Raw genomic sequence first — 20543 nt, 5'->3', positions numbered from 1 at the left:
TATGTAATAAGTAAGAAAGATAAACAGCGTAGTTCAGTTTTAAAAAATGCCAGCTTAATCCCCCTACTAAAATTAAGGGGGTTTGAGATATTCAATCACAATGACTTAGACATCCCCAGGCGATGTTACCTATGAATATCAGATATTTCGCCTCACCTTATCTTAAATAACCTGACGTAGCAATTTCCCTTAAAAAATATTACCCCATACTTTCATTGAGGTAAAAGCAAAGGGTCTTTACAGCAGATCATTTGCGTAATCACGCAGTAGTCCCGACAAAAGCAGGGATTTTATGTATAATTGCGGCCTTTTTCGGCAATCTGCCATTTTTTGGGCGCATTTGCCCCTGCTGACTTTTGAGGAAATCCACATGTCATTACCACACTGCCCACAATGCAACTCCGAATACACTTACGAAGATAACGGCATGTTCATCTGCCCGGAATGCGCGCACGAATGGAACGATGCTGAACCGGCACAGGACAGCGACGAACTGATCGTTAAAGATGCCAACGGCAACCTGCTGGCCGACGGCGACAGCGTTACCGTCGTGAAAGACCTGAAGGTAAAAGGTAGCTCTTCCATGCTGAAGATCGGTACCAAAGTGAAAAACATTCGCCTGGTTGAAGGTGACCACAACATCGATTGCAAAATCGATGGCTTTGGCCCAATGAAGCTAAAATCTGAGTTTGTGAAAAAGAACTGATGCAAATTGCCTGATGGCACTACGCTCATCAGGTCTACACCAGCTCATCTGCCAGGCGGGAAGCTCATACTTCCCGCCTGGTTTATTTATGCAGACGATAACTACACTTAACTGGTTTCTTTTACCTGAGGTAAAGATTATGCCGTTAAGTCCCTATATCTCCTTTGCAGGCAACTGCGCTGACGCTATCGCCTACTATCAAAAAACGTTAGGCGCTGAACTGCTCTACAAAATCAACTTCGGTGAAATGCCCAAATCGGCGCAGGATAGTGAAGATGGTTGCCCTTCAGGCATGAAATTCCCCGACACCGCCATCGCCCACGCCAACCTGCGCGTTGCGGGCAGCGACATCATGATGAGCGATAGCGCCCCGGACGGAAATGCTCACTACTCTGGCTTTACGCTGGTGCTCGACACGCAAAACGTCGATGAAGGCAAACGCTGGTTTGATAACCTGGCAGCAAACGGAAAAATCGAAATGGACTGGCAGGAAACCTTCTGGGCCCACGGTTTCGGTAAAGTGAGCGACCAGTATGGCGTGCCGTGGATGATCAACGTCGTCAAACAACAGCAACCCCCTACAGAGTAATCCAACGGGAGGCCAGCCCTCCCGTACTGTCATCAAATAGCGCTCAACTCTTCATCATCGAGTAACTATCCCTTAACGAAAACGTCACATTAATCCGCCACGATGGGGCCACTTTTTTAGGGAGGCCGCAGCATGCAAACGATTATTCGCGTCGAAAAACTCTCCAAGTCCTTCAATCAACATCAGGCGCTCAATGCGGTTGATCTGAATATCTGTTCCGGTGAGATGGTGGCTCTGCTTGGGCCGTCCGGCTCCGGCAAATCCACCCTTTTACGTCATTTAAGCGGTTTGATCATCGGTGATAAATCACCCGGTAGCCGCGTCGAGCTGCTGGGCCGCACCGTTCAACATGAAGGCCGCCTGGCGCGCGATATCCGCAAAAGCCGCGCCCACACCGGCTACATCTTCCAGCAGTTCAATCTGGTGAACCGCCTGACAGTGCTGGAGAACGTCCTGATTGGCGCGCTCGGCAGCACGCCGTTCTGGCGCACCTGTTTTAGCTGGTTTACCGCTGAGCAGAAACAGCGCGCATTACAAGCGTTAACCCGCGTTGGCATGGCGCACTTTGCATACCAGCGTGTTTCCACGCTTTCGGGCGGACAACAGCAGCGCGTCGCAATCGCCCGCGCGCTGATGCAGCAGGCCAAAGTGATCCTTGCCGATGAGCCGATTGCTTCACTGGACCCGGAATCCGCACGCATCGTGATGGACACCCTACGCGACATCAACCAGACCGACGGAATCACCGTGGTCGTCACGCTGCATCAGGTGGATTACGCCCTGCGCTACTGCGAACGCATCGTCGCGCTGCGCCAGGGCCACGTCTTCTTTGATGGCAGCAGCCAGCATTTTGATAACGATCGTTTTGACCATCTTTACCGCAGCATGAACCGCGTCGAACAGAACGCGCAGGCTGCCTGACATCCCCACAATGAGGAATGGAAATGAGCTATAAGACTGTTGCCGCGCTGGCCTTCACCAGCATGTTTAGCGTCAGTACCTTGTTAAGCCCGGCGCATGCCGAAGAGCAAGAAAAAGCGCTGAACTTTGGCATTATTTCGACCGAGTCACAGCAAAACCTGAAGCCGCAGTGGGAACCGTTCCTGAAGGACATGGAAAAATCGCTGGGCGTGAAGGTAAACGCCTTCTTCGCCCCGGACTACGCCGGGATCATCCAGGGCATGCGCTTTAACAAAGTGGATATCGCCTGGTACGGCAACCTCTCGGCAATGGAAGCGGTGGATCGCGCGAACGGACAAGTGTTTGCCCAGACCGTTGCCGCCGACGGATCCCCAGGTTACTGGAGCGTGTTGATCGTTAACAAAGACAGTCCGATCAATAACCTGAACGATCTGATCGCCAAACGTAAGGATCTGACCTTCGGCAACGGAGATCCCAACTCAACGTCAGGCTTCCTTGTTCCCGGCTACTACGTCTTTGCCAAAAACAACATCTCCGCGAGCGATTTCAAACGCACCGTTAACGCCGGACACGAAACCAACGCCCTGGCCGTCGCCAACAAGCAGGTCGATGTCGCCACCAACAACACCGAAAACCTCGACAAGCTGAAAACTTCCGCACCGGAAAAGCTGAAAGAGCTGAAGGTGATCTGGAAGTCACCGCTGATCCCGGGCGATCCGATCGTCTGGCGTAAAAACCTCTCCGAAACCACCAAGGACAAGGTGTACGACTTCTTTATGAATTACGGCAAAACGCCGGAACAGAAAACCGTACTGGAACGCCTTGGATGGGCACCGTTCCGCGCCTCCAGCGATCTGCAACTGGTGCCGATTCGCCAGCTGGCACTGTTTAAAGAGATGCAGGGTGTGAAGGACAACAAAGGGCTGAACGAGGAAGAGAAAACCAGCAAAACCTCGGCGTTGAAAGCGCAGCTCGATGACCTTGACCGTCTGACAGCCGCACTGGGCGCCATGACCAGCGTCACCAAAGCGGTGCAGTAACCCTGGTGCCCGGTGGCGCTTCGCTTACCGGGCCTACGATGTTTTGTAGGCCGGATAAGGCGCCTGCGCCGCCATCCGGCAATAACCTATGCACGGAGCTAAACATGCAAACCATCACCGTCGCCCCGCCCAAACGTAGCTGGTTCTCGCTGCTGAGCTGGGCCATTCTGCTCGCCGTACTGCTGGTCTCGTGGAAAGGTGCCGAAATGGCTCCGCTCACGCTGATCGAAGATTCCGGCAATATGGCAACCTTCGCCGCCGACTTCTTCCCACCGGACTTCAGCCAGTGGCAGGACTATCTCGGTGAAATGGCCGTCACCCTGCAAATTGCCGTCTGGGGGACTGCCCTCGCCGTGGTGCTATCGATTCCCTTCGGCCTGATGTGCGCCGATAACCTGGTGCCGTGGTGGATTTACCAGCCGATGCGCCGCCTGATGGACGCCTGCCGCGCCATCAATGAAATGGTCTTCGCGATGCTGTTCGTGGTCGCCGTCGGGTTAGGGCCATTCGCCGGGGTGATGGCGCTGTTTATCCACACTACCGGGGTACTCTCCAAGCTGCTTTCCGAAGCGGTAGAAGCCATTGAGCCGGGTCCGGTAGAAGGTATTCGCGCCACCGGAGCCAACAAAATTGAAGAGATTCTGTACGGCGTTCTGCCACAGGTCATGCCGCTGCTTATCTCCTACTCGCTGTATCGCTTTGAATCCAATGTTCGCTCGGCCACGGTAGTCGGCATGGTGGGCGCAGGTGGTATTGGCGTGACCTTATGGGAAGCGATTCGCGGCTTTCAGTTCCAGCAAACCTGCGCCCTGATGGTGTTAATCATCGTCACCGTCAGCCTGCTGGATTTCCTTTCCCAGCGTTTGCGTAAGCACTTTATCTGATTAGCGAGGCATTGATTGCTATGCACTTGTCTACACATCCGACCAGTTATCCAACGCGTTATCAGGAAATTGCCGCGAGACTTGAGCAGGAGCTACGTCAACATTATCGCTGCGGTGACTATCTGCCCGCCGAGCATCAGCTTGCCGCGCGCTTTGACGTAAACCGTCACACTCTGCGCCGCGCCATTGACCAGTTGGTTGAACGCGGTTGGGTTCAGCGTCGCCAGGGAGTCGGCGTACTGGTGCTGATGCGCCCGTTCGATTACCCGCTTAATGCCCAGGCACGCTTTAGTCAGAACCTGCTGGACCAGGGCAGCCACCCCACCAGCGAAAAACTGCTGGCGGTGCTGCGTCCGGCCTCCAGCCACATTGCCGATGCGCTCAGCATAAACGAGGGCGATAACGTGATTCACCTGCGCACCCTGCGTCGGGTTAACGGGATCGCACTGTGCCAGATCGACCACTATTTTTCCGACCTCACGCTGTGGCCGCTGCTGCAAGGCTTTAACAGCGGCTCACTGCACGACTATCTGCGCCAACAATCAGGTCTGACGCTGCTGCGCACGCAAACGCGCATCAGCGCCCGCCGCGCGCAGGCCAAAGAGAGCAAGGTGCTGGAAATCCCCAATATGGCGCCGCTGCTGTGCGTGCGCACCCTGAACCACCGTGAAGGCGAAGAACACGCGGCGGAATACTCCGTCAGCCTTACCCGCGCCGACATGATCGAATTCACTATGGAGCACTGAATGCATTTCGATACCGCCACCCGCCAGCGCTGGATGCGCGCGCTGGCTTACAGCAATGCCGATGCCCTGAACGCCCGCATCAACGCGCTCAAACTGACGCCGGACTATGAACTTATCCGCGCACCGGAAAGCGGACTGATGCAGATCCAGGCCCGTATGGGCGGTACCGGTAACCGCTTCTTTGCCGGTGACACCACGCTTACCCGCGCAGTGGTACGCCTGAAGAGCGGCACGCTGGGTTACAGCTACCTGCTGGGACGCAATAAACAACATGCCGAGCAGTGCGCGGTAATTGACGCGCTACTGCAGGAACAAACGCATTTCCAGAACCTAATGGAAACCTTAATTGCCCCGCTGGAAGCGGAACGCGATGCGTTGATTAACGCACGCTGTGCCGAAGTCAACGCCAGCCGGGTCGACTTCTTCACGCTGGTACGCGGAGATAACGCATGACCTTACAGACCGCATTTAATTTACCCGTTCAGGATGCTCAGCAGAGCTTTCGTCGCCTGCTGAAAGCCATGAGCGAACCGGGCGTAATCGTCGCCCTGCATCAGCTGAAACACGGCTGGCAGCCGCTGGGTCTGGCGACCACCAGCGTGCTGCTGACCCTGGTCGATGGCGACACGCCGGTCTGGCTGGCACCGTCGATGGATAACGATATCGCCCGGCAGAACCTGCGTTTTCACACCAACGCGCCGCTGGTGGATCAGCCACAGCTGGCGGCCTTTGCCGTCGCCGACGAACGTATCAGCAGCGAACAGCTTAACGCCCTCTCCGCCGGTTCCGCCGTCGCGCCAGAAACCAGCGCCACGTTGATTGTGCAGGTCTCTGGCTTAAGCGGCGGACGCATGCTGCGTCTGACCGGCGCGGGCATCGCCGAAGAGCGCATGATCGCGCCACAGCTGCCGGAATGCCTGATTCACGAACTCACCGAACGCCCGCATCCGTTCCCACTGGGGGTCGATCTGATCCTCACCTGTGGCGAACGCCTGCTGGCTATTCCGCGAACCACCCATGTGGAGGTGTGCTGATGTACGTCGCCGTCAAAGGGGGCGAAAAGGCGATAGCCAACGCCCACGCCCTGCAGGAAAACCGACGCCGGGGCGATGAGACCATTGCTGAACTGAGCGTGGCGCAAATCGAACAGCAGATGAACCTGGCCGTTGATCGGGTGATGACCGAAGGTGGCATCGCTGACCGCGAACTGGCTGCACTGGCGCTCAAACAGGCCAGCGGCGATAACGTCGAGGCCATCTTTTTGCTCCGCGCCTACCGCACTACGCTGGCAAAGGTAGCTGTCAGCGAACCGGTTAACAGCGCAGAAATGCGTCTTGAGCGCAGAATCTCCGCGGTCTACAAGGATATTCCCGGCGGGCAGCTGTTGGGTCCAACCTATGACTATACTCATCGCCTGATGGATTTTACCTTACTGGCCAATGGCGAAACCCCGCCTTTGCGCAGCTCAGACGGCGAGCAGGATGCCTCCCCGCACGTCTTTTCCCTGCTGGCGAACCAGGGTCTGGCTAAACGTGAAGAGGATGATGGCGCGACACCCGACGACATCACCCGCACGCCGCCGGTGTACCCCTGCTCACGCGCTTCACGTCTGCAACAGTTGATGCGTGGTGACGAGGGATATTTGCTGGCGCTGGCCTACTCCACCCAGCGCGGCTACGGGCGCAACCACCCGTTTGCCGCCGAAATCCGTAGCGGCTATGTGGCACTGGAAACCGTACCGGAAGAGCTGGGATTTGCGGTGAACGTCGGCGAACTGCTGATGACGGAATGTGAAATGGTCAACGGTTTTGTCGCGCCAGAAAATGAATCCCCCCATTTTACCCGCGGCTACGGGCTGGTGTTCGGTATGAGCGAACGTAAAGCGATGGCGATGGCGCTGGTGGACCGCGCCCTACAGGCAGCCGAATACGATGAAACGGTCACAGGACCGGCGCAGGACGAAGAGTTCGTGCTGGCGCATGCGGATAACGTCGAGGCGGCGGGTTTTGTTTCGCACCTCAAACTTCCCCATTACGTCGATTTCCAGGCCGAACTGGAACTGCTCAAACGCCTGCAACAGGAGGCCACCCGTGACCACTAACCTCTCCGGCTACAACTTTGCCTATCTTGATGAGCAGACCAAACGCATGATCCGCCGCGCAATTCTGAAAGCGGTAGCGATCCCCGGTTACCAGGTACCGTTTGGCGGACGTGAAATGCCGATGCCATACGGATGGGGAACCGGCGGCATTCAACTTACCGCCAGCGTGATTGGCGAGCCGGACGTGCTGAAAGTGATTGACCAGGGTGCGGACGACACCACTAACGCCGTATCGATTCGTAATTTCTTCAAGCGTGTGACCGGAGTGAATACCACTGAGCGTACGGAAGATGCGACGCTGATCCAGACCCGCCACCGCATCCCGGAGACGCCGCTGGTGGAAGATCAAATAATCATCTTCCAGGTACCGATCCCCGAGCCGCTGCGCTTTATCGAACCGCGTGAAACGGAAACTCGCACCATGCACGCGCTGGAAGAGTACGGCATCATGCAGGTGAAACTGTATGAAGATATCGCCCACTTCGGTCATATCGCCACCACTTACGCCTATCCGGTAAAGGTCAACGACCGCTACGTCATGGACCCGTCGCCCATCCCGAAATTCGATAATCCGAAGATGGACATGATGCCAGCCCTGCAACTGTTTGGCGCAGGCCGCGAAAAACGCATCTATGCCGTTCCACCTTACACCCGCGTGGAAAGTCTCGATTTCGACGATCACCCGTTTACCGTGCAGAGCTGGGATGAACCTTGTGCCATCTGCGGCTCAACCCACAGCTATCTCGATGAAGTGGTGCTCGATGACAGCGGCAAACGCATGTTTGTCTGCTCCGACACCGATTACTGCCGCCAACAGAGCGAGGCCCTCAGCAAATGACGCAACCGCTGCTTTCAGTCAACAACCTGACCCATCTCTACGCGCCGGGCAAGGGCTTCAGCGATGTCTCTTTTGACCTGTGGCCAGGCGAAGTGCTGGGTATCGTCGGCGAGTCCGGTTCTGGCAAAACCACGCTGCTGAAATCGATCTCTTCACGGCTGACGCCGCAGAGCGGTGAGATTTTGTATCAGAACCGTTCGCTGTACGGCATGAACGAGGCCGACCGTCGCCGTCTGCTGCGCACCGAATGGGGCGTGGTGCATCAGCATCCGCTGGATGGCCTGCGCCGTCAGGTCTCCGCAGGCGGCAATATCGGCGAACGTCTGATGGCCACTGGCGCGCGCCACTACGGCGACATCCGCGCCACCGCGCAGCGCTGGCTGGAGGAGGTGGAGATCCCTGCCTCGCGTATCGACGACCTGCCAACCACCTTTTCCGGCGGTATGCAGCAGCGCCTGCAGATCGCCCGCAACCTCGTCACCCATCCCAAACTGGTGTTTATGGACGAACCCACCGGCGGGCTGGACGTTTCGGTACAGGCCAAACTGCTGGACCTGCTGCGCGGCCTGGTGGTGGAACTGGATCTTGCAGTGGTCATTGTCACCCACGATTTGGGTGTGGCACGTCTGCTGGCAGACCGTTTGCTGGTGATGAAGCAGGGTCAGGTGGTGGAAAGTGGGTTAACCGACCGCGTGCTCGACGACCCGCACCATCCGTACACCCAGTTGCTGGTGTCGTCCGTTTTGCAAAATTAAACATCGGATGCCGGATGGCAGCTTACGGGGCGCTGTTTGTAGGCCGGATAAGCGCAGCGCCATCCAGCAATAAGAACCATGAGGCTCAAATGATTCGCGTTGAAAACGTCAGTAAAACTTTTGTCCTGCATCAGCAAAACGGCGTGCGTCTGCCGGTGCTGCAAAACACCACGCTGGAAGTGAAAAATGGCGAATGCGTGGTGCTGCACGGTCACTCGGGTAGCGGCAAGTCCACGCTGCTGCGATCGCTGTACGCCAACTATCTGCCGGATGAAGGACACATCCACATTCGCCACAGCGATGAGTGGGTCGATCTGGTGCAGGCCCCGGCGCGCAAAGTGTTGGAAGTTCGCCGTTCAACCATCGGCTGGGTAAGCCAGTTCCTGCGCGTAATCCCGAGGATTTCCGCGCTGGATGTGGTGATGCAACCGCTGCTGGATCTGGGTGTCTCCCATGAGGAGTGTGCAGCCAAAGCGGCTAACCTGCTTACCCGCCTGAACGTGCCGGAGCGGCTGTGGCACCTGGCACCGTCGACCTTCTCCGGTGGCGAACAGCAGCGCGTCAACATCGCCCGCGGGTTTATCGTCGATTACCCGATTCTGCTGCTCGATGAACCCACCGCCTCGCTGGACGCCAAAAATAGCGCCGCCGTCGTCGCATTGATTGAAGAAGCAAAAGCCCGCGGCGCAGCAATTGTCGGTATTTTTCACGATCAAACCGTGCGCGACCGCGTAGCGGATCGTCTGCATCTGATGGGAACAACAGCATGATTATCAATAATGTAAAGCTGGTACTGGAAGATGACGTGGTGCAAGGATCGCTGGAAATCGAGGGCGGGGTCATTCGCGCCTTTGCTGAAAGTCCGAGCAGCCTACCTGAGGCGCTGGACGGCGAAGGCGGCTGGCTGCTGCCAGGGCTTATCGAGCTGCATACCGATAATCTCGACAAATTTTTTACCCCGCGCCCGAAGGTAGACTGGCCTGCCCACTCGGCGATGAGCAGCCACGACGCGCTAATGGTCGCCAGCGGCATTACCACCGTGCTGGACGCAGTGGCGATTGGCGATGTGCGCGACGGTGGTGACCGTCTGGAAAATCTGGAGAAGATGATCAACGCGGTGGAAGAGACGCAAAAGCGTGGGGTAAATCGCGCCGAGCACCGCCTGCACCTGCGCTGCGAGCTGCCGCATCACACTACCCTGCCGCTGTTTGAAAAACTGGTTGGTCGTGAGCCGGTGACGCTGGTGTCGCTGATGGATCATTCCCCCGGCCAGCGTCAGTTCGCCAATCGTGAGAAGTACCGCGAGTATTATCAGGGCAAGTATTCGCTCACCGACGAGCAGATGGCCCGTTATGAAGAAGAACAGTTAGCGCTGGCTGCGCGTTGGTCACAGCCCAACCGCACGGCGATTGCCCAGATGTGCCGTGAGCGCCAGATTGCGCTGGCGAGCCATGACGATGCCACCTGCGATCATGTGCTGGAATCGCATCAACTTGGCAGCGTGATCGCCGAATTTCCCACAACTTTCGAAGCCGCCGATGCCTCACGCCAGCATGGCATGAACGTGCTGATGGGCGCACCTAACATCGTGCGCGGCGGTTCTCACTCCGGCAACGTGGCGGCACATAGGCTGGCTGAGCTGGGGCTGCTGGATATTCTCTCCTCCGACTACTACCCCGCCAGCCTGCTCGATGCGGCATTTCGCGTAGCGGATGACGACGCTAACCGCTTTACGCTGCCGCAGGCTATTCGTCTGGTGACCCGCAATCCGGCGCGGGCCTTAAATCTCAACGATCGCGGTGTTATTGCCGAAGGTAAACGCGCGGATCTGGTGCTGGCGCATCGCAAAGGCGGCAACATCCATATCGACCACGTCTGGCGTCAGGGCAAAAGGGTATTCTGACTATGGGTAAACTGATCTGGCTGATGGGGCCGTCCGGCTCCGGTAAGGACAGTCTGCTGGCAGAATTGCGCCAGCAGGAACCGGCGCAACTGCTGGTGGCGCATCGCTACATCACCCGCGCCGCCAACGCCGGGAATGAAAATCATATTGCGCTAAGTGAACCAGAGTTTTTTACCCGCGCCGGGCAGAATCTGCTGGCGCTGAGCTGGCACGCCAACGGTTTCTACTACGGCGTCGGCGTGGAGATAGACCTCTGGCTGCACGCTGGTTTTGATGTGGTGGTCAACGGCTCGCGTGCGCATCTGCCCCAGGCGCAGGCCCGTTATGGCGCTTCTTTGCTTCCCATTTGCTTACAGGTTTCTCCGGCAGTTCTCCGCCAGCGCCTGCAGGCTCGTGGGCGGGAGAGCGAAACGGAAATCGCCGCCCGTCTTGAACGCGCAGCCCGCTACGCCCCGTATGACTGCCACGTCCTGAATAACGATGGTAGTTTGCTACAGTCTGTCGATACACTGCTCGCACTGATGGGACGCAAGGAGAAGAAACATGTCTGTCTGTGAATTACGCCGCGCCACGCTCTACGATACCGATGCGGTTTACGCGCTCATCTGCGAGTTGAAGCAGGGTCAATTTGACCTGCAGGCTTTTAGCGCTGGTTACGCCGCTAATCTGCAAGATGCCAATATGCACTACCAGCTGGCACTGATCGACGGACAGGTCGTCGGCTTGATCGGTCTTCACCTGCAGTTTCATCTTCACCACGCCAACTGGATTGGCGAAATCCAGGAACTGGTGGTGATGCCGCAGGCGCGAGGGTTAAGGGTTGGCAGCCAGCTACTGGCCTGGGCCGAAGCCGCCGCACGCGAAGCGGGCGCAGAAGTCACCGAGCTTTCCACCAGCACCCAACGCCTTGACGCACACCGTTTTTACCAGCGCGAAGGCTATACCATGAGCCATTTTCGCTTCACCAAACCGCTGTAGGGGGAGCCATGAGTCTGACCATTACGCTAACGGGAACGGGCGGCGCACAGCTGGTGCCGACATTTGGCTGCGACTGTGCGGCCTGCCAACGAGCACGCTTACAGGCGCAATATCGTCGACGCCCTTGTAGCGGGGTGGTCAAATTCAACAATGCGGTGACGCTGCTGGACGCGGGGATCCCGCATCTGATGGACGACTGGCCAGCGGGCAGCTTCCAGCAGTTTCTGTTGACCCACTATCATATGGATCACGTGCAGGGGCTGTTTCCGCTGCGCTGGGGCGTGGGGGCGACTATCCCGGTGTACGGACCGCCGGATGAACAGGGTTGCGACGATCTGTTTAAGCATCCCGGCATCCTCGATTTTAGCCATACCGTCGCGCCATTCGTAGTGTTTGACCTGCAAGGATTGCAGGTCACGCCGCTACCGCTCAACCATTCAAAGCTGACGTTTGGTTATCTGCTGGAGACCGCACATAGCCGCGTGGCGTGGCTCTCCGATACCGCCGGACTTCCCGACAAGACGCTGAAGTTTCTCCACAATAACCAACCCCAGGTGATTATCATCGACTGCAGCCATGCCCCGCGCACCGAGCCACCGCGCAATCACTGTGATTTAAATACCGTTATCGCGTTGAACGACGTTATCCGCTGTCCACGGGTGATCCTGACGCATATCAGCCATCAGTTCGACCTGTGGATAATGGAAAACCAGCTTCCCGCAGGGTTTGAGGCAGGATATGACGGAATGGAGATTATGCTGGAGTAAGGAAATTTGCCGGATGCGATGAAAACATCTTATCCGGCCGACAAGACGACAGCCAGGCGACTTTTCCATAAGCATAGAGAGATTGCAATGCATACATGCACTGTGCTCAAGTGCATGCATTGACATAAAATGGCGAGATGTTGAGCTGACAGCGAAATCCCTTACAGGGGATAAAATATTCTTACATTTAGATAGTTACAGTTAACGATCGTAATCTTCTTCCATTCTGCGTTCTTCGTCTTCTAACTGACGCCGTTCTTGATCAAGCTGGCGCTGACGGTCATCCAGTTGGCGACGTCGATCTTCAAACTGGCGGCGGCGATTGTCATATTGCCTGCGCCGGTCGTCACTCATCTGGCGCTGCCAGCTTTCATCACGGGAATCATCATAATCCCGCCCGTTGTCCGGTTTGTATGCGTCGTTTATCGCCTGCTGAATATTACCAATGGCGTCATCGATAATATCCGCCTGCGCCGATACGGTGGTCAGCATCAGCAAACTAAAAAGAAGGAATGTCGCGGAGCGTTGCATAAAACCAGCCTCATCAAGAAACTCGCCCCACGGTAACCAAAGCGTATTTGCGCGGGTAGCGGAGGAATCTCAATTACGCGAATGCCGCAGCGCCTGCGCCAGTTCTCCCCGGGTAAAAGGCTTACGCAATAGTGCCACATCCGGCAGCGCCGGGTTATGCGCCGGGCGTAAATCCTGACCGCTCATCAGCAGGATGGACAACTGCGGATAATGTGCCTGGGCATGGTTAACCACATCCACGCCGCTTAAACCACCTGGCAGCATTAAGTCGCTGATAAAAATATCAATCTCGGATGAAGCCGCCAGCATATGCATCGCCTGTTCGCCGTTGGCGGCCTCTAACGTCAGGTAGCCCAGCAGGTGTAATTGCTCGCACAACGTCTGGCGTACATCGTCCTCATCCTCGAGCACCAACACCAGTTTTTCATCGTTGGTCGTTGTGTGTTGCGCTACCGCTTCCACTTGAGCCTGCACCGGAACAACGGCGCGAGGCAGTTGCAGCCGGACAGTCGTTCCCTGCCCGGGGGCGCTTTCAATCTCCACCCGGCCACCGGACTGGCGCACAAAACCGTAAACCATCGACAGCCCCAGCCCACTGCCGCTGCCGGTCTGTTTGGTGGTGAAAAAGGGCTCGAAGACCTGCGCTTTCACTGCCTGCGACATCCCACTTCCCTGGTCGGCTACCTCCAGCATCACCATGTCCTGCTTACGCCCATCGCTGCGCGTAACCCGTTGATTCCAGGTACGGATTTTTATCGTACCCGCCTGCCCGTCCATGGCGTCACGGGCGTTCATCACCAGATTGATAATGGCGTTTTCCAGTTGGCTGACGTCAATCCACGCGGGCCAGGCAGGCGACTGGGCTTCAATCTCCAGCGTCAACGTGGCCGGAAGAGAGTGGCGCATCAGTTCGCCCAGGTTTTCCAGCAGCGTTTTCAGCTCCACCGCATGAGGGTGCAATGACTGTTTGCGCGAAAAGGCCAGCAGCCGTTGGGTAAGCAGCGCCCCGCGCTCGGCGGCTTTTAGCGCCCGATTGACCCGTGGCGCATCGGGCGACTCCGGATTCACCAAATCCAGACTGCCAATAATCACTGCCAGCAGGTTATTGAAATCATGGGCTAATCCACCCGTCAGTTGCCCCACCGCCTTCAGCTTTTGGCTGTGCAACAGCGCTTCTTCCAGCCCCTGACGCTCGGTGCGATCGATTTCCATCTGGCTGGTTTTTTCTTTTAGCAGTCGGGTGGTGTGCTCCAGCGATGCCGTATTGCGGGCAAAGACGCTAAAGGCGCGGGCCAGCTCGCCCAGCTCATCGCGCCGCTGCAGGGCCGGGACACTGACGTCTGATTCACCGTGCGCCAGCCGGGTCATCGCCCGCGAAATGGCCGTTAGGTTGGAGCCGAGATTACGGTAGATATACCACCCGGCAAAACCGGTGATCACCACCGCCAGCAGCGCAAACACTAAAATAAACAACGCGCCGGATTGCAGTTCCTGATGGCTTTGCGCCACCCGTTGCTCTGAGATCAGCGCCACCTGCGAGGCATACTGGTTGATATCGCTGTTGAGGATCGCCACCAACGCTTTGATGTGGAACATATACCAATTGATGGCCAAATCGCTTTGCTCCAGCGCGGAAGAGAGCGGCTCCAGCTTATGCAGTTCCTGGTTGAAGTCGTTGAGGATACCGCTAATCAGCGGATTGGCATGCTGCAAGGGAAGAGCGGGCATCACCGCATCCAGTTGTTTCACCACCGAACGCGGCGTGGGCGTGTCGATGGCGGCAACAATTAAGCGGTCCATCTGCCCCAGCAGCACATCGTCCTGCGCGCCGGTGAGCTTTTGCAGATGACGTAAATAGCTTTGATTCTGATACAGCGAACTGAGCAGCGCGTTACGTTCCAGGTGCCGCCGCTGACCGCGCTGCAACATACCTTCCACGCTGCTTTGTAGCTCCTGGCTGCGCTGGATAATTCGCTCGACCAGCACCGGCTCCTGCTGCGCCAGCGGTGCGGTAGCCAGTTGTTCCAGCGACTGCTTCAGCGCCCTTTGCGTCTCCTGCAACCGCTCCGCTTCGCCTTTGTATTCCAGCGCCCCGACTACCTGCGACAACCGCACCGCCGCTGTCGCCACGTTCGCCGTATCCCGTGCCAGGTTCATGCTGCCGGTCATGTCGTCAACGGTTTGCTGCTGCACCTGCTCCTGGATCTGGCTTGCGTGCTGAAACCCCAGCACCGCCACGCCGCTCACCATCAGCGTGACCGCCACCACCAGCAGATTGAAGAACAGCAATCGTCCACGCGCACTGGCGAAAAAGTGACGTCCCGGTTGCGGCATATCACGCTCCGTGAAGAAAAATCGCAATATGACAAATATGAACGGCTTCTGACATTTTGCATTTACATTCCTGTGATGGACTGCTGATATCGGCCACCCCACAGGAGATCCGCCATGAGCAGGACACCGGTTCTGGAGATGCGCAACATTGCTAAAGCGTTTGGCAAATTTTACGCGCTGAAAGGGGTCGATTTAACGGTCTGGCCGGGCGAGATTCATGCCCTGATGGGCGAGAACGGTGCGGGGAAAAGCACCCTAATGAAGATCCTCGCGGGTGCCTATACCGCCACCAGCGGTGAAATCCTGATTGACGGTCAGCCGTTTCACATTCGCGGTCCCAAAGATGCGCTGAGCGCAGGCATCACGCTGATTTACCAAGAGATGCAGCTCGCGCCGAACCTGACGGTGGCAGAAAATATCTTTCTTGGCAGCGAGCTGTCGCGCGGCGGTCTGGTCCAGCGTAAAGAGATGATCATGCAGTCACAGAAAGTCATCGACCGACTCGGTGCCCAGTTTAAGGCCAGCGACCGTGTGATGACGTTGACCATCGCCGAACAGCAGCAGGTTGAAATTGCCCGTGCCCTGCACCGTAACAGCCGCATTCTGGTGATGGATGAACCCACCGCCGCCCTCTCCTCACGTGAAACCCACCGCCTGTTTGAACTGATCATGCGCCTGCGCGATGAGGGGATGGCGATTATCTACATCAGCCACCGCATGGCGGAAGTTTACGAACTCTCCGATCGCGTCAGCGTCCTGCGCGACGGGCAATATGTTGGCAGCCTGACCCGCGACAAGCTCAACGCCTCGGAGCTGGTGCGCATGATGGTGGGCCGTCCGTTGAGCGATCTGTTCAACAAAGAGCGCGATATTCCCTTAGGTAAAGCACGCCTCAACGTCCATCACCTTACCGACGGCCATAAAGTCCAGCCGTGCAGCTTGCTGGTGCGCTCCGGGGAGATCGTCGGCCTGGCCGGGTTAGTCGGCGCTGGGCGTTCTGAACTGGCGCAGCTGATTTTTGGCGTGCGCAAAGCCATCGGCGGCATGATTGAAGTGGACGGTGAACCGGTGGTGATCCACTCCCCGCGCGAAGCAATTGACCACGGCATTGGCTTTCTGACGGAAAACCGCAAAGAGCAGGGATTATTTTTAGAGCTGGCAGCGGCAGAAAACATCACCATGGCAACGCTGGAACGTGACGCGAACTGGGGCATGCTCGATCGCAAAAAGGCGCAGGCGATTTCCGATGACGCCATCAAATTGCTCAATATTCGCGTCCCGCATGCCCAGGTCCGCGCAGGCGGCTTGTCCGGCGGCAACCAGCAAAAGCTGCTGATTTCGCGCTGGGTGGCGATCGGGCCACGCATTTTGATCCTCGATGAACCGACGCGCGGCGTGGACGTCGGCGCCAAAAGTGAGATCTACCGGATCATGAACGATATGGCGCGCAAAGGCGTGGCGATCCTGATGATCTCCAGCGAACTGCCGGAAGTGGTCGGGATGAGCGATCGCGTGTATGTGATGCGTGAAGGCAGCATTGCCGGCGAGCTGAACGGACAAAGTATTACCCAGGAAAATATTATGACGCTGGCAACCGGCGTGAACGACTCCCATCATCAGGCGGTGTCCCATGAATAATCCAACCACTCCCCAGCAGGTAGCGAAATCCGCCTCCGCAAAAAAAATGCTGATGAGCGATCTGATGCAAACGGTCGGTATCTTACCGATTCTCATCCTGATAGTGGCGGTGTTTGGCTTTATCGCGCCTAACTTTTTTACCGAAAGCAACCTGCTGAATATTACCCGCCAGGCGTCGATCAACATCGTGCTGGCCGCTGGCATGACCTTCATTATTTTAACCGGCGGCATCGATCTTTCGGTTGGTTCGATTCTCGGCACCACCGCCGTCGCAGCCATGGTGGTTTCTCTCATTCCTGAGTTTGCCATGCTGTCAGTCCCTGCTGCACTGTTGCTCGGCATGGTGCTGGGGTTGTTTAACGGCGCGCTGGTCGCTTTTGCCGGCCTGCCGCCGTTTATCGTCACGCTTGGAACCTATACGGCGCTGCGCGGCGCGGCCTATCTGCTGGCGGATGGCACGACGGTGATTAACTCCAACATCAGCTTTGAGTGGATCGGCAACAACTATCTCGGTCCGGTTCCGTGGCTGGTGGTCATTGCGCTGGCGGTGGTGGTGGTGTGCTGGTTCATTCTTAGGCGCACAACGCTCGGCGTTCATATCTATGCGGTTGGCGGCAATATGCAGGCCGCGCGCTTAACCGGGATCAAAGTGTGGCTGGTGCTGCTGTTCGTCTACGGCATGAGCGGTTTGCTCTCAGGTCTTGGCGGGGTGATGAGCGCCTCGCGACTGTACAGCGCCAATGGCAACTTAGGTATGGGTTACGAACTGGACGCCATCGCGGCGGTGATCCTCGGCGGCACCAGCTTTGTTGGCGGGATCGGCACCATCACCGGCACGCTGGTGGGGGCGTTGATCATTGCCACGCTCAATAACGGCATGACGCTGATGGGCGTCTCCTATTTCTGGCAATTGGTGATCAAAGGGGCGGTGATCATCATAGCGGTGCTGATCGACAAATACCGTACCCGACACCATCAAAGTGCATAACAACAACATCTTACTTCGAGGAATACAGCATGAGATTGAAGCCCTTAGTCACCGCGCTCTGTGCTGGCGCCCTGCTTGCTGCAGCTCCATTTGTGCAGGCAAAAGAACTGAAATCCATCGGTGTTACGGTGGGCGATCTGGCCAACCCGTTCTTCGTGCAGATCACCAAAGGCGCGGAGCTGGAAGCACGCAAACTGGCCGGTGATAACGTTAAAGTGACGCTGGTTTCCAGCGGCTACGATCTGGGCCAGCAGGTGTCGCAAATCGACAACTTTATTGCCGCCAAAGTCGACATGATTATCCTTAACGCCGCCGACTCCAAAGGCATCGGCCCGGCGGTTAAACGCGCGAAAGACGCCGGGATCGTGGTGGTTGCCGTTGACGTAGCGGCGGAAGGCGCAGACGCGACCATTACTTCCGATAACACTCAGGCAGGCGAAATGGCCTGTAAATACATTACCGACCGTCTGAAAGGCAAAGGCAACGTCGTCATCATCAACGGGCCACCGGTATCTGCCGTCCAGAACCGTGTGGAAGGCTGCCAGACCGAGTTTAAACGCCACCCTGACATCAAGGTGCTGTCATATAACCAAAATGCCAAAGGCAGTCGCGAAGGCGGGCTGGAGATCATGACCGCGTTGCTGGCGGCGAATCCGAAGATCGACGGCGTATTCGCCATTAACGATCCCACAGCGATCGGCGCCGATCTGGCGGCAAAACAGGCGCAGCGTAGCGAATTCTTTATTGTCGGCGTAGATGGATCCCCAGACGGCGAAGAAGCCCTGAAGCGCGAAAACTCACTATTTGTGGCGACGCCAGCACAAGATCCGCAGGTGATGGCTGCCAAAGCGGTCGAAATCGGTTATGACATATTACAGGGGAAACCCGCCCCGAAAGAACCCGTGCTGATCCCAGTGACGATGATCGATAAAAACAACGTCGGCAGTTATAAGGGTTGGACGGTGAAATAAGTGCCGGGCCGCCTGATACCTCTCCCCACGGTAAAGACAGTATAAGAAATAGAAGAATAAGCGCCCGTCAGGGCGCTTTCCTCATAAAAATGGAACATAGTAAATACCCATTTCCTGCTCAATTTTATCACTCACGAATATAGAAAAAAACAATACCGCTATAAAAACAACCAATATACCAACCACAAAAGGAACAATAGAATACCAGGGATGAATGTTGAAGGTTTCCTCTGACACTAAACAGAGATACCCAGTACACCATAAAATAATTGAGCATGCGGATATAATTTTCCAATAATTCGAGAAGTCTGCTATGTCAGGAGCAGGTTTACGCCCTGGATATTTAGCCGCGATTATCCCGGATTGAATAGTATCTGCAGATTTACTGGCGAATAATTGGTGTCCTTGCCCGTATTTTGCAGCATCCGCAGCCAACGCTAATACGACCCAGCGCTGAACCTCAGAGCCTTTCCCGGTGACGGTTTCCAGATCATATATGCTATCAGGGAGAATGCCCGTTTTTGCATTTTCTATTGCACCAGATATTACGAATTTTGACTGTTTATCCAGCGAGTTGAACCATAACCTTTTAATTTTATCAATTACCACTTGCTGAGCGGAGAGATATGTATTCACTATTTCATCGAGATAATACGGTGTACTGTCCATCATGCGTAATAAATATAATGGTGTATCTTTACTTTCAAGGAACCTGTCATCGGTGAAAACAAATGCGTTTGCACTTTCAAAAAAATCAGAGTCATTTTCGCTGTGCAATTCAACTGTAACGATTAGATTATTTTCAAACATATTAAAACCAATCCAGTCGTTGATTAAATAATAATCAGGGCATTCATGGGGGATTTTTATTTCCCCAATTTTATCTTTGGGGACGCTCAAGCTTTCAAGCACCGTTTTGAAGCTATTACCTATAGAGTCATCTGCTCCCTTAACATATAGCCAGGTCTTAAAGGGAGAATATTGTCTAACAAGAGAGTTTTTGAGTGGCTCGATCAACTGCCTTAGTACTTTATCAACTCTGATGTCATCCATAGAATCAACTTCAATAGCAATTCTTAACGGCGTTGCGGCGCCTGTAGGTGCCTCACCCTCTAGTTTTTGCATCTTTAGCGCCAGCTCTGATACTGGAAGAATTGATGAGTAATCTAAAAGAGGTAACGCCTGTCTGGCCCAATTTTGCCATCGATTCATACCATATTTTTCAAGGAAATCCGCATAACAAAATGGATAAGCTATAAAACAGTAAGCCATCCCTACAGCGCACCAGATCACTAATACTAGTATCAACGGGGTTGATAATGTAATCGATATCAATTCACCAGTAACTTTTTCTCCCTGCTGCCAATTTAATATACTGTATGTTGTAAAAACTAAAAATATACCAAAGCTAATGACCAGCATAATAATCAGCGGAAATTTTCCTACATCCTGATACGGATTCTTGTTTGGTCTCTTCCATTTATTCATTTGCTTGTCCCCGCTGTTGGCAGTGTGGTTTTTATTGCACAACCGCATGCAGCCCTACACCCATCCACAACAACACCTCTACCGTCCATTGTCCAGGTTGGTTCAAAATCAAGTATGGGAAAGGTCCCTTTATGCGCAATACAAACAACAGTATCCCCCATTAAAGCGACGGGAATTCCCATAAACTTGCTACCAGAAGCTTTGTTCACATACCCACCGTTTTCCAGCGGGTCATTTAGTCTGATTACACCTTTCATATTATTTCCCTGCATCCATATCGCAGTACATCCGGGTCCAGCCCTTATAGCCCACCACTTCTGGTTCTTTGTCCGGCAGGTTTTGATAGTTGGCCTTATATCCCTCCG

The 20543-nt window shown here is 55.5% G+C and carries 23 protein-coding genes and 1 pseudogene; 19 read left to right on the top strand and 5 right to left on the bottom strand.

Translation table 11 applies throughout. The annotated features are described in order from the left end of the window. The first annotated feature begins 370 nt into the window (after window positions 1-370). The 16 genes from OGV71_RS20920 (at window position 371) to phnP (ending at window position 12228) form a co-directional block, all read left to right on the top strand. Entirely contained in the window at window positions 371-706 is a 336-nt protein-coding gene (locus OGV71_RS20920; protein ID WP_003031835.1) for a zinc ribbon domain-containing protein YjdM, read from the top strand. Window positions 707-845: 139 nt separating this feature from the next. After that, window positions 846-1295, top strand: a complete 450-nt coding sequence (yjdN, locus tag OGV71_RS20915; RefSeq protein ID WP_003031832.1) for a VOC family metalloprotein YjdN — start codon at window positions 846-848, stop codon at window positions 1293-1295. A gap of 132 nt (window positions 1296-1427) precedes the next feature. Beyond that, a complete protein-coding gene (gene phnC, locus OGV71_RS20910; protein WP_071696967.1) occupies window positions 1428-2216 on the top strand; it encodes a phosphonate ABC transporter ATP-binding protein in 789 nt (262 codons plus the stop codon). A gap of 23 nt (window positions 2217-2239) precedes the next feature. Then, entirely contained in the window at window positions 2240-3256 is a 1017-nt protein-coding gene (gene phnD, locus OGV71_RS20905) for a phosphonate ABC transporter substrate-binding protein (RefSeq protein WP_003031828.1), read from the top strand. Window positions 3257-3360: 104 nt separating this feature from the next. Further along, complete coding sequence (gene phnE, locus OGV71_RS20900) at window positions 3361-4140, top strand: phosphonate ABC transporter, permease protein PhnE (RefSeq protein ID WP_204584237.1); 780 nt, start codon at window positions 3361-3363, stop codon at window positions 4138-4140. 20 nt (window positions 4141-4160) lie between these two features. Then, window positions 4161-4886, top strand: a complete 726-nt coding sequence (phnF, locus tag OGV71_RS20895; protein ID WP_044702161.1) for a phosphonate metabolism transcriptional regulator PhnF — start codon at window positions 4161-4163, stop codon at window positions 4884-4886. Beyond that, a complete protein-coding gene (gene phnG / locus OGV71_RS20890) occupies window positions 4887-5339 on the top strand; it encodes a phosphonate C-P lyase system protein PhnG (RefSeq protein ID WP_003031825.1) in 453 nt (150 codons plus the stop codon). Then, complete coding sequence (phnH, locus tag OGV71_RS20885) at window positions 5336-5920, top strand: phosphonate C-P lyase system protein PhnH (RefSeq protein WP_003031824.1); 585 nt, start codon at window positions 5336-5338, stop codon at window positions 5918-5920. Before phnG ends, phnH begins: the two co-directional genes overlap by 4 nt. Then, complete coding sequence (locus OGV71_RS20880; protein ID WP_204584239.1) at window positions 5920-6987, top strand: carbon-phosphorus lyase complex subunit; 1068 nt, start codon at window positions 5920-5922, stop codon at window positions 6985-6987. Before phnH ends, OGV71_RS20880 begins: the two co-directional genes overlap by 1 nt. Window positions 6988-7033: 46 nt before the next feature. Next, window positions 7034-7825 carry an alpha-D-ribose 1-methylphosphonate 5-phosphate C-P-lyase PhnJ gene (phnJ, locus tag OGV71_RS20875; RefSeq protein WP_243428864.1) on the top strand — a complete coding sequence of 264 codons (792 nt, stop codon included), beginning with the start codon at window positions 7034-7036 and terminating at the stop codon, window positions 7823-7825. After that, complete coding sequence (phnK, locus tag OGV71_RS20870; RefSeq protein ID WP_003844769.1) at window positions 7822-8580, top strand: phosphonate C-P lyase system protein PhnK; 759 nt, start codon at window positions 7822-7824, stop codon at window positions 8578-8580. The genes phnJ and phnK overlap by 4 nt, the downstream gene beginning before the upstream one ends. An 89-nt stretch (window positions 8581-8669) precedes the next feature. Beyond that, window positions 8670-9350 (top strand): phosphonate C-P lyase system protein PhnL, encoded by a 681-nt coding sequence (gene phnL, locus OGV71_RS20865; RefSeq protein WP_204584243.1) that lies wholly within the window; start codon window positions 8670-8672, stop codon window positions 9348-9350. Then, complete coding sequence (gene phnM / locus OGV71_RS20860) at window positions 9347-10483, top strand: alpha-D-ribose 1-methylphosphonate 5-triphosphate diphosphatase (protein ID WP_204584245.1); 1137 nt, start codon at window positions 9347-9349, stop codon at window positions 10481-10483. The genes phnL and phnM overlap by 4 nt, the downstream gene beginning before the upstream one ends. 2 nt (window positions 10484-10485) lie before the next feature. Continuing rightward, window positions 10486-11040 (top strand): ribose 1,5-bisphosphokinase, encoded by a 555-nt coding sequence (phnN, locus tag OGV71_RS20855; RefSeq protein ID WP_032948343.1) that lies wholly within the window; start codon window positions 10486-10488, stop codon window positions 11038-11040. Continuing rightward, window positions 11027-11461 carry an aminoalkylphosphonate N-acetyltransferase gene (gene phnO / locus OGV71_RS20850; RefSeq protein WP_003031809.1) on the top strand — a complete coding sequence of 145 codons (435 nt, stop codon included), beginning with the start codon at window positions 11027-11029 and terminating at the stop codon, window positions 11459-11461. The genes phnN and phnO overlap by 14 nt, the downstream gene beginning before the upstream one ends. Window positions 11462-11469: 8 nt before the next feature. Then, the gene (gene phnP / locus OGV71_RS20845) at window positions 11470-12228 is read left to right on the top strand and encodes a phosphonate metabolism protein PhnP (protein WP_032948339.1); all 759 of its coding nucleotides are present in this window, start codon (window positions 11470-11472) and stop codon (window positions 12226-12228) included. Window positions 12229-12429: 201 nt separating this feature from the next. On the opposite strand, the gene yjdP is transcribed toward phnP, so the two are convergent. Next, window positions 12430-12759, bottom strand: coding sequence for a DDRRRQL repeat protein YjdP (gene yjdP / locus OGV71_RS20840; protein ID WP_003031807.1), 330 nt, complete (start codon window positions 12757-12759; stop codon window positions 12430-12432). A gap of 69 nt (window positions 12760-12828) precedes the next feature. Then, window positions 12829-15093 (bottom strand): hybrid sensor histidine kinase/response regulator, encoded by a 2265-nt coding sequence (locus OGV71_RS20835; protein ID WP_048234140.1) that lies wholly within the window; start codon window positions 15091-15093, stop codon window positions 12829-12831. 114 nt (window positions 15094-15207) lie between these two features. Between OGV71_RS20835 and OGV71_RS20830 the strand changes: the two genes are divergently transcribed. The 3 genes from OGV71_RS20830 to OGV71_RS20820 are packed head-to-tail and all read left to right on the top strand — an operon-like array spanning window position 15208 to window position 18690. Continuing rightward, on the top strand, window positions 15208-16731 hold the full coding sequence (locus OGV71_RS20830) for a sugar ABC transporter ATP-binding protein (RefSeq protein WP_192464582.1): 1524 nt from the start codon (window positions 15208-15210) through the stop codon (window positions 16729-16731). Then, the gene (locus OGV71_RS20825) at window positions 16724-17719 is read left to right on the top strand and encodes an ABC transporter permease subunit (RefSeq protein ID WP_003031803.1); all 996 of its coding nucleotides are present in this window, start codon (window positions 16724-16726) and stop codon (window positions 17717-17719) included. The genes OGV71_RS20830 and OGV71_RS20825 overlap by 8 nt, the downstream gene beginning before the upstream one ends. 29 nt (window positions 17720-17748) lie before the next feature. After that, window positions 17749-18690, top strand: a complete 942-nt coding sequence (locus OGV71_RS20820; protein ID WP_106875535.1) for an ABC transporter substrate-binding protein — start codon at window positions 17749-17751, stop codon at window positions 18688-18690. A gap of 81 nt (window positions 18691-18771) precedes the next feature. On the opposite strand, the gene OGV71_RS20815 is transcribed toward OGV71_RS20820, so the two are convergent. The 3 genes and pseudogenes from OGV71_RS20815 to OGV71_RS25635 form a co-directional block, all read right to left on the bottom strand. Beyond that, window positions 18772-20178, bottom strand: a complete 1407-nt coding sequence (locus tag OGV71_RS20815) for a KPHS_23130 family T6SS system protein (RefSeq protein ID WP_286533959.1) — start codon at window positions 20176-20178, stop codon at window positions 18772-18774. Next, window positions 20175-20435 (bottom strand): PAAR domain-containing protein, encoded by a 261-nt coding sequence (locus tag OGV71_RS20810; RefSeq protein ID WP_048213898.1) that lies wholly within the window; start codon window positions 20433-20435, stop codon window positions 20175-20177. Before OGV71_RS20810 ends, OGV71_RS20815 begins: the two co-directional genes overlap by 4 nt. Before the next feature lies 1 nt (window position 20436). Continuing rightward, window positions 20437-20543 (bottom strand): annotated as a pseudogene (locus OGV71_RS25635) (T6SS immunity protein Tli3 family protein); the annotation flags it as partial.

Origin of the sequence: Citrobacter sp. Cf088 (genome assembly GCF_030334295.1) — a bacterium.
Lineage (GTDB): Bacteria > Pseudomonadota > Gammaproteobacteria > Enterobacterales > Enterobacteriaceae > Citrobacter > Citrobacter freundii.
Note: the sequence above shows the minus strand (reverse complement) of the source record. Positions and strands in the feature narration are given on the sequence as shown.

Bases quoted from the DNA above. Each gene is read 5' to 3' on its own strand.
- phnK (WP_003844769.1), top strand. From the start codon at position 7,822: ATGACGCAACCGCTGCTTTCAGTCAACAACCTGACCCATCTCTACGCG.
- phnG (WP_003031825.1), top strand. From the start codon at position 4,887: ATGCATTTCGATACCGCCACCCGCCAGCGCTGGATGCGCGCGCTGGCT.
- OGV71_RS20820 (WP_106875535.1), top strand. From the start codon at position 17,749: ATGAGATTGAAGCCCTTAGTCACCGCGCTCTGTGCTGGCGCCCTGCTT.
- OGV71_RS20880 (WP_204584239.1), top strand. From the start codon at position 5,920: ATGTACGTCGCCGTCAAAGGGGGCGAAAAGGCGATAGCCAACGCCCAC.
- phnN (WP_032948343.1), top strand. From the start codon at position 10,486: ATGGGTAAACTGATCTGGCTGATGGGGCCGTCCGGCTCCGGTAAGGAC.
- phnJ (WP_243428864.1), top strand. From the start codon at position 7,034: ATGATCCGCCGCGCAATTCTGAAAGCGGTAGCGATCCCCGGTTACCAG.
- phnF (WP_044702161.1), top strand. From the start codon at position 4,161: ATGCACTTGTCTACACATCCGACCAGTTATCCAACGCGTTATCAGGAA.
- phnD (WP_003031828.1), top strand. From the start codon at position 2,240: ATGAGCTATAAGACTGTTGCCGCGCTGGCCTTCACCAGCATGTTTAGC.
- yjdN (WP_003031832.1), top strand. From the start codon at position 846: ATGCCGTTAAGTCCCTATATCTCCTTTGCAGGCAACTGCGCTGACGCT.
- phnM (WP_204584245.1), top strand. From the start codon at position 9,347: ATGATTATCAATAATGTAAAGCTGGTACTGGAAGATGACGTGGTGCAA.
- yjdP (WP_003031807.1), bottom strand. From the start codon at position 12,759: ATGCAACGCTCCGCGACATTCCTTCTTTTTAGTTTGCTGATGCTGACC.
- phnC (WP_071696967.1), top strand. From the start codon at position 1,428: ATGCAAACGATTATTCGCGTCGAAAAACTCTCCAAGTCCTTCAATCAA.
- OGV71_RS20920 (WP_003031835.1), top strand. From the start codon at position 371: ATGTCATTACCACACTGCCCACAATGCAACTCCGAATACACTTACGAA.
- OGV71_RS20835 (WP_048234140.1), bottom strand. From the start codon at position 15,093: ATGCCGCAACCGGGACGTCACTTTTTCGCCAGTGCGCGTGGACGATTG.
- phnE (WP_204584237.1), top strand. From the start codon at position 3,361: ATGCAAACCATCACCGTCGCCCCGCCCAAACGTAGCTGGTTCTCGCTG.
- OGV71_RS20825 (WP_003031803.1), top strand. From the start codon at position 16,724: ATGAATAATCCAACCACTCCCCAGCAGGTAGCGAAATCCGCCTCCGCA.
- phnH (WP_003031824.1), top strand. From the start codon at position 5,336: ATGACCTTACAGACCGCATTTAATTTACCCGTTCAGGATGCTCAGCAG.
- OGV71_RS20830 (WP_192464582.1), top strand. From the start codon at position 15,208: ATGAGCAGGACACCGGTTCTGGAGATGCGCAACATTGCTAAAGCGTTT.
- phnO (WP_003031809.1), top strand. From the start codon at position 11,027: ATGTCTGTCTGTGAATTACGCCGCGCCACGCTCTACGATACCGATGCG.
- OGV71_RS20815 (WP_286533959.1), bottom strand. From the start codon at position 20,178: ATGAATAAATGGAAGAGACCAAACAAGAATCCGTATCAGGATGTAGGA.
- phnP (WP_032948339.1), top strand. From the start codon at position 11,470: ATGAGTCTGACCATTACGCTAACGGGAACGGGCGGCGCACAGCTGGTG.
- phnL (WP_204584243.1), top strand. From the start codon at position 8,670: ATGATTCGCGTTGAAAACGTCAGTAAAACTTTTGTCCTGCATCAGCAA.
- OGV71_RS20810 (WP_048213898.1), bottom strand. From the start codon at position 20,435: ATGAAAGGTGTAATCAGACTAAATGACCCGCTGGAAAACGGTGGGTAT.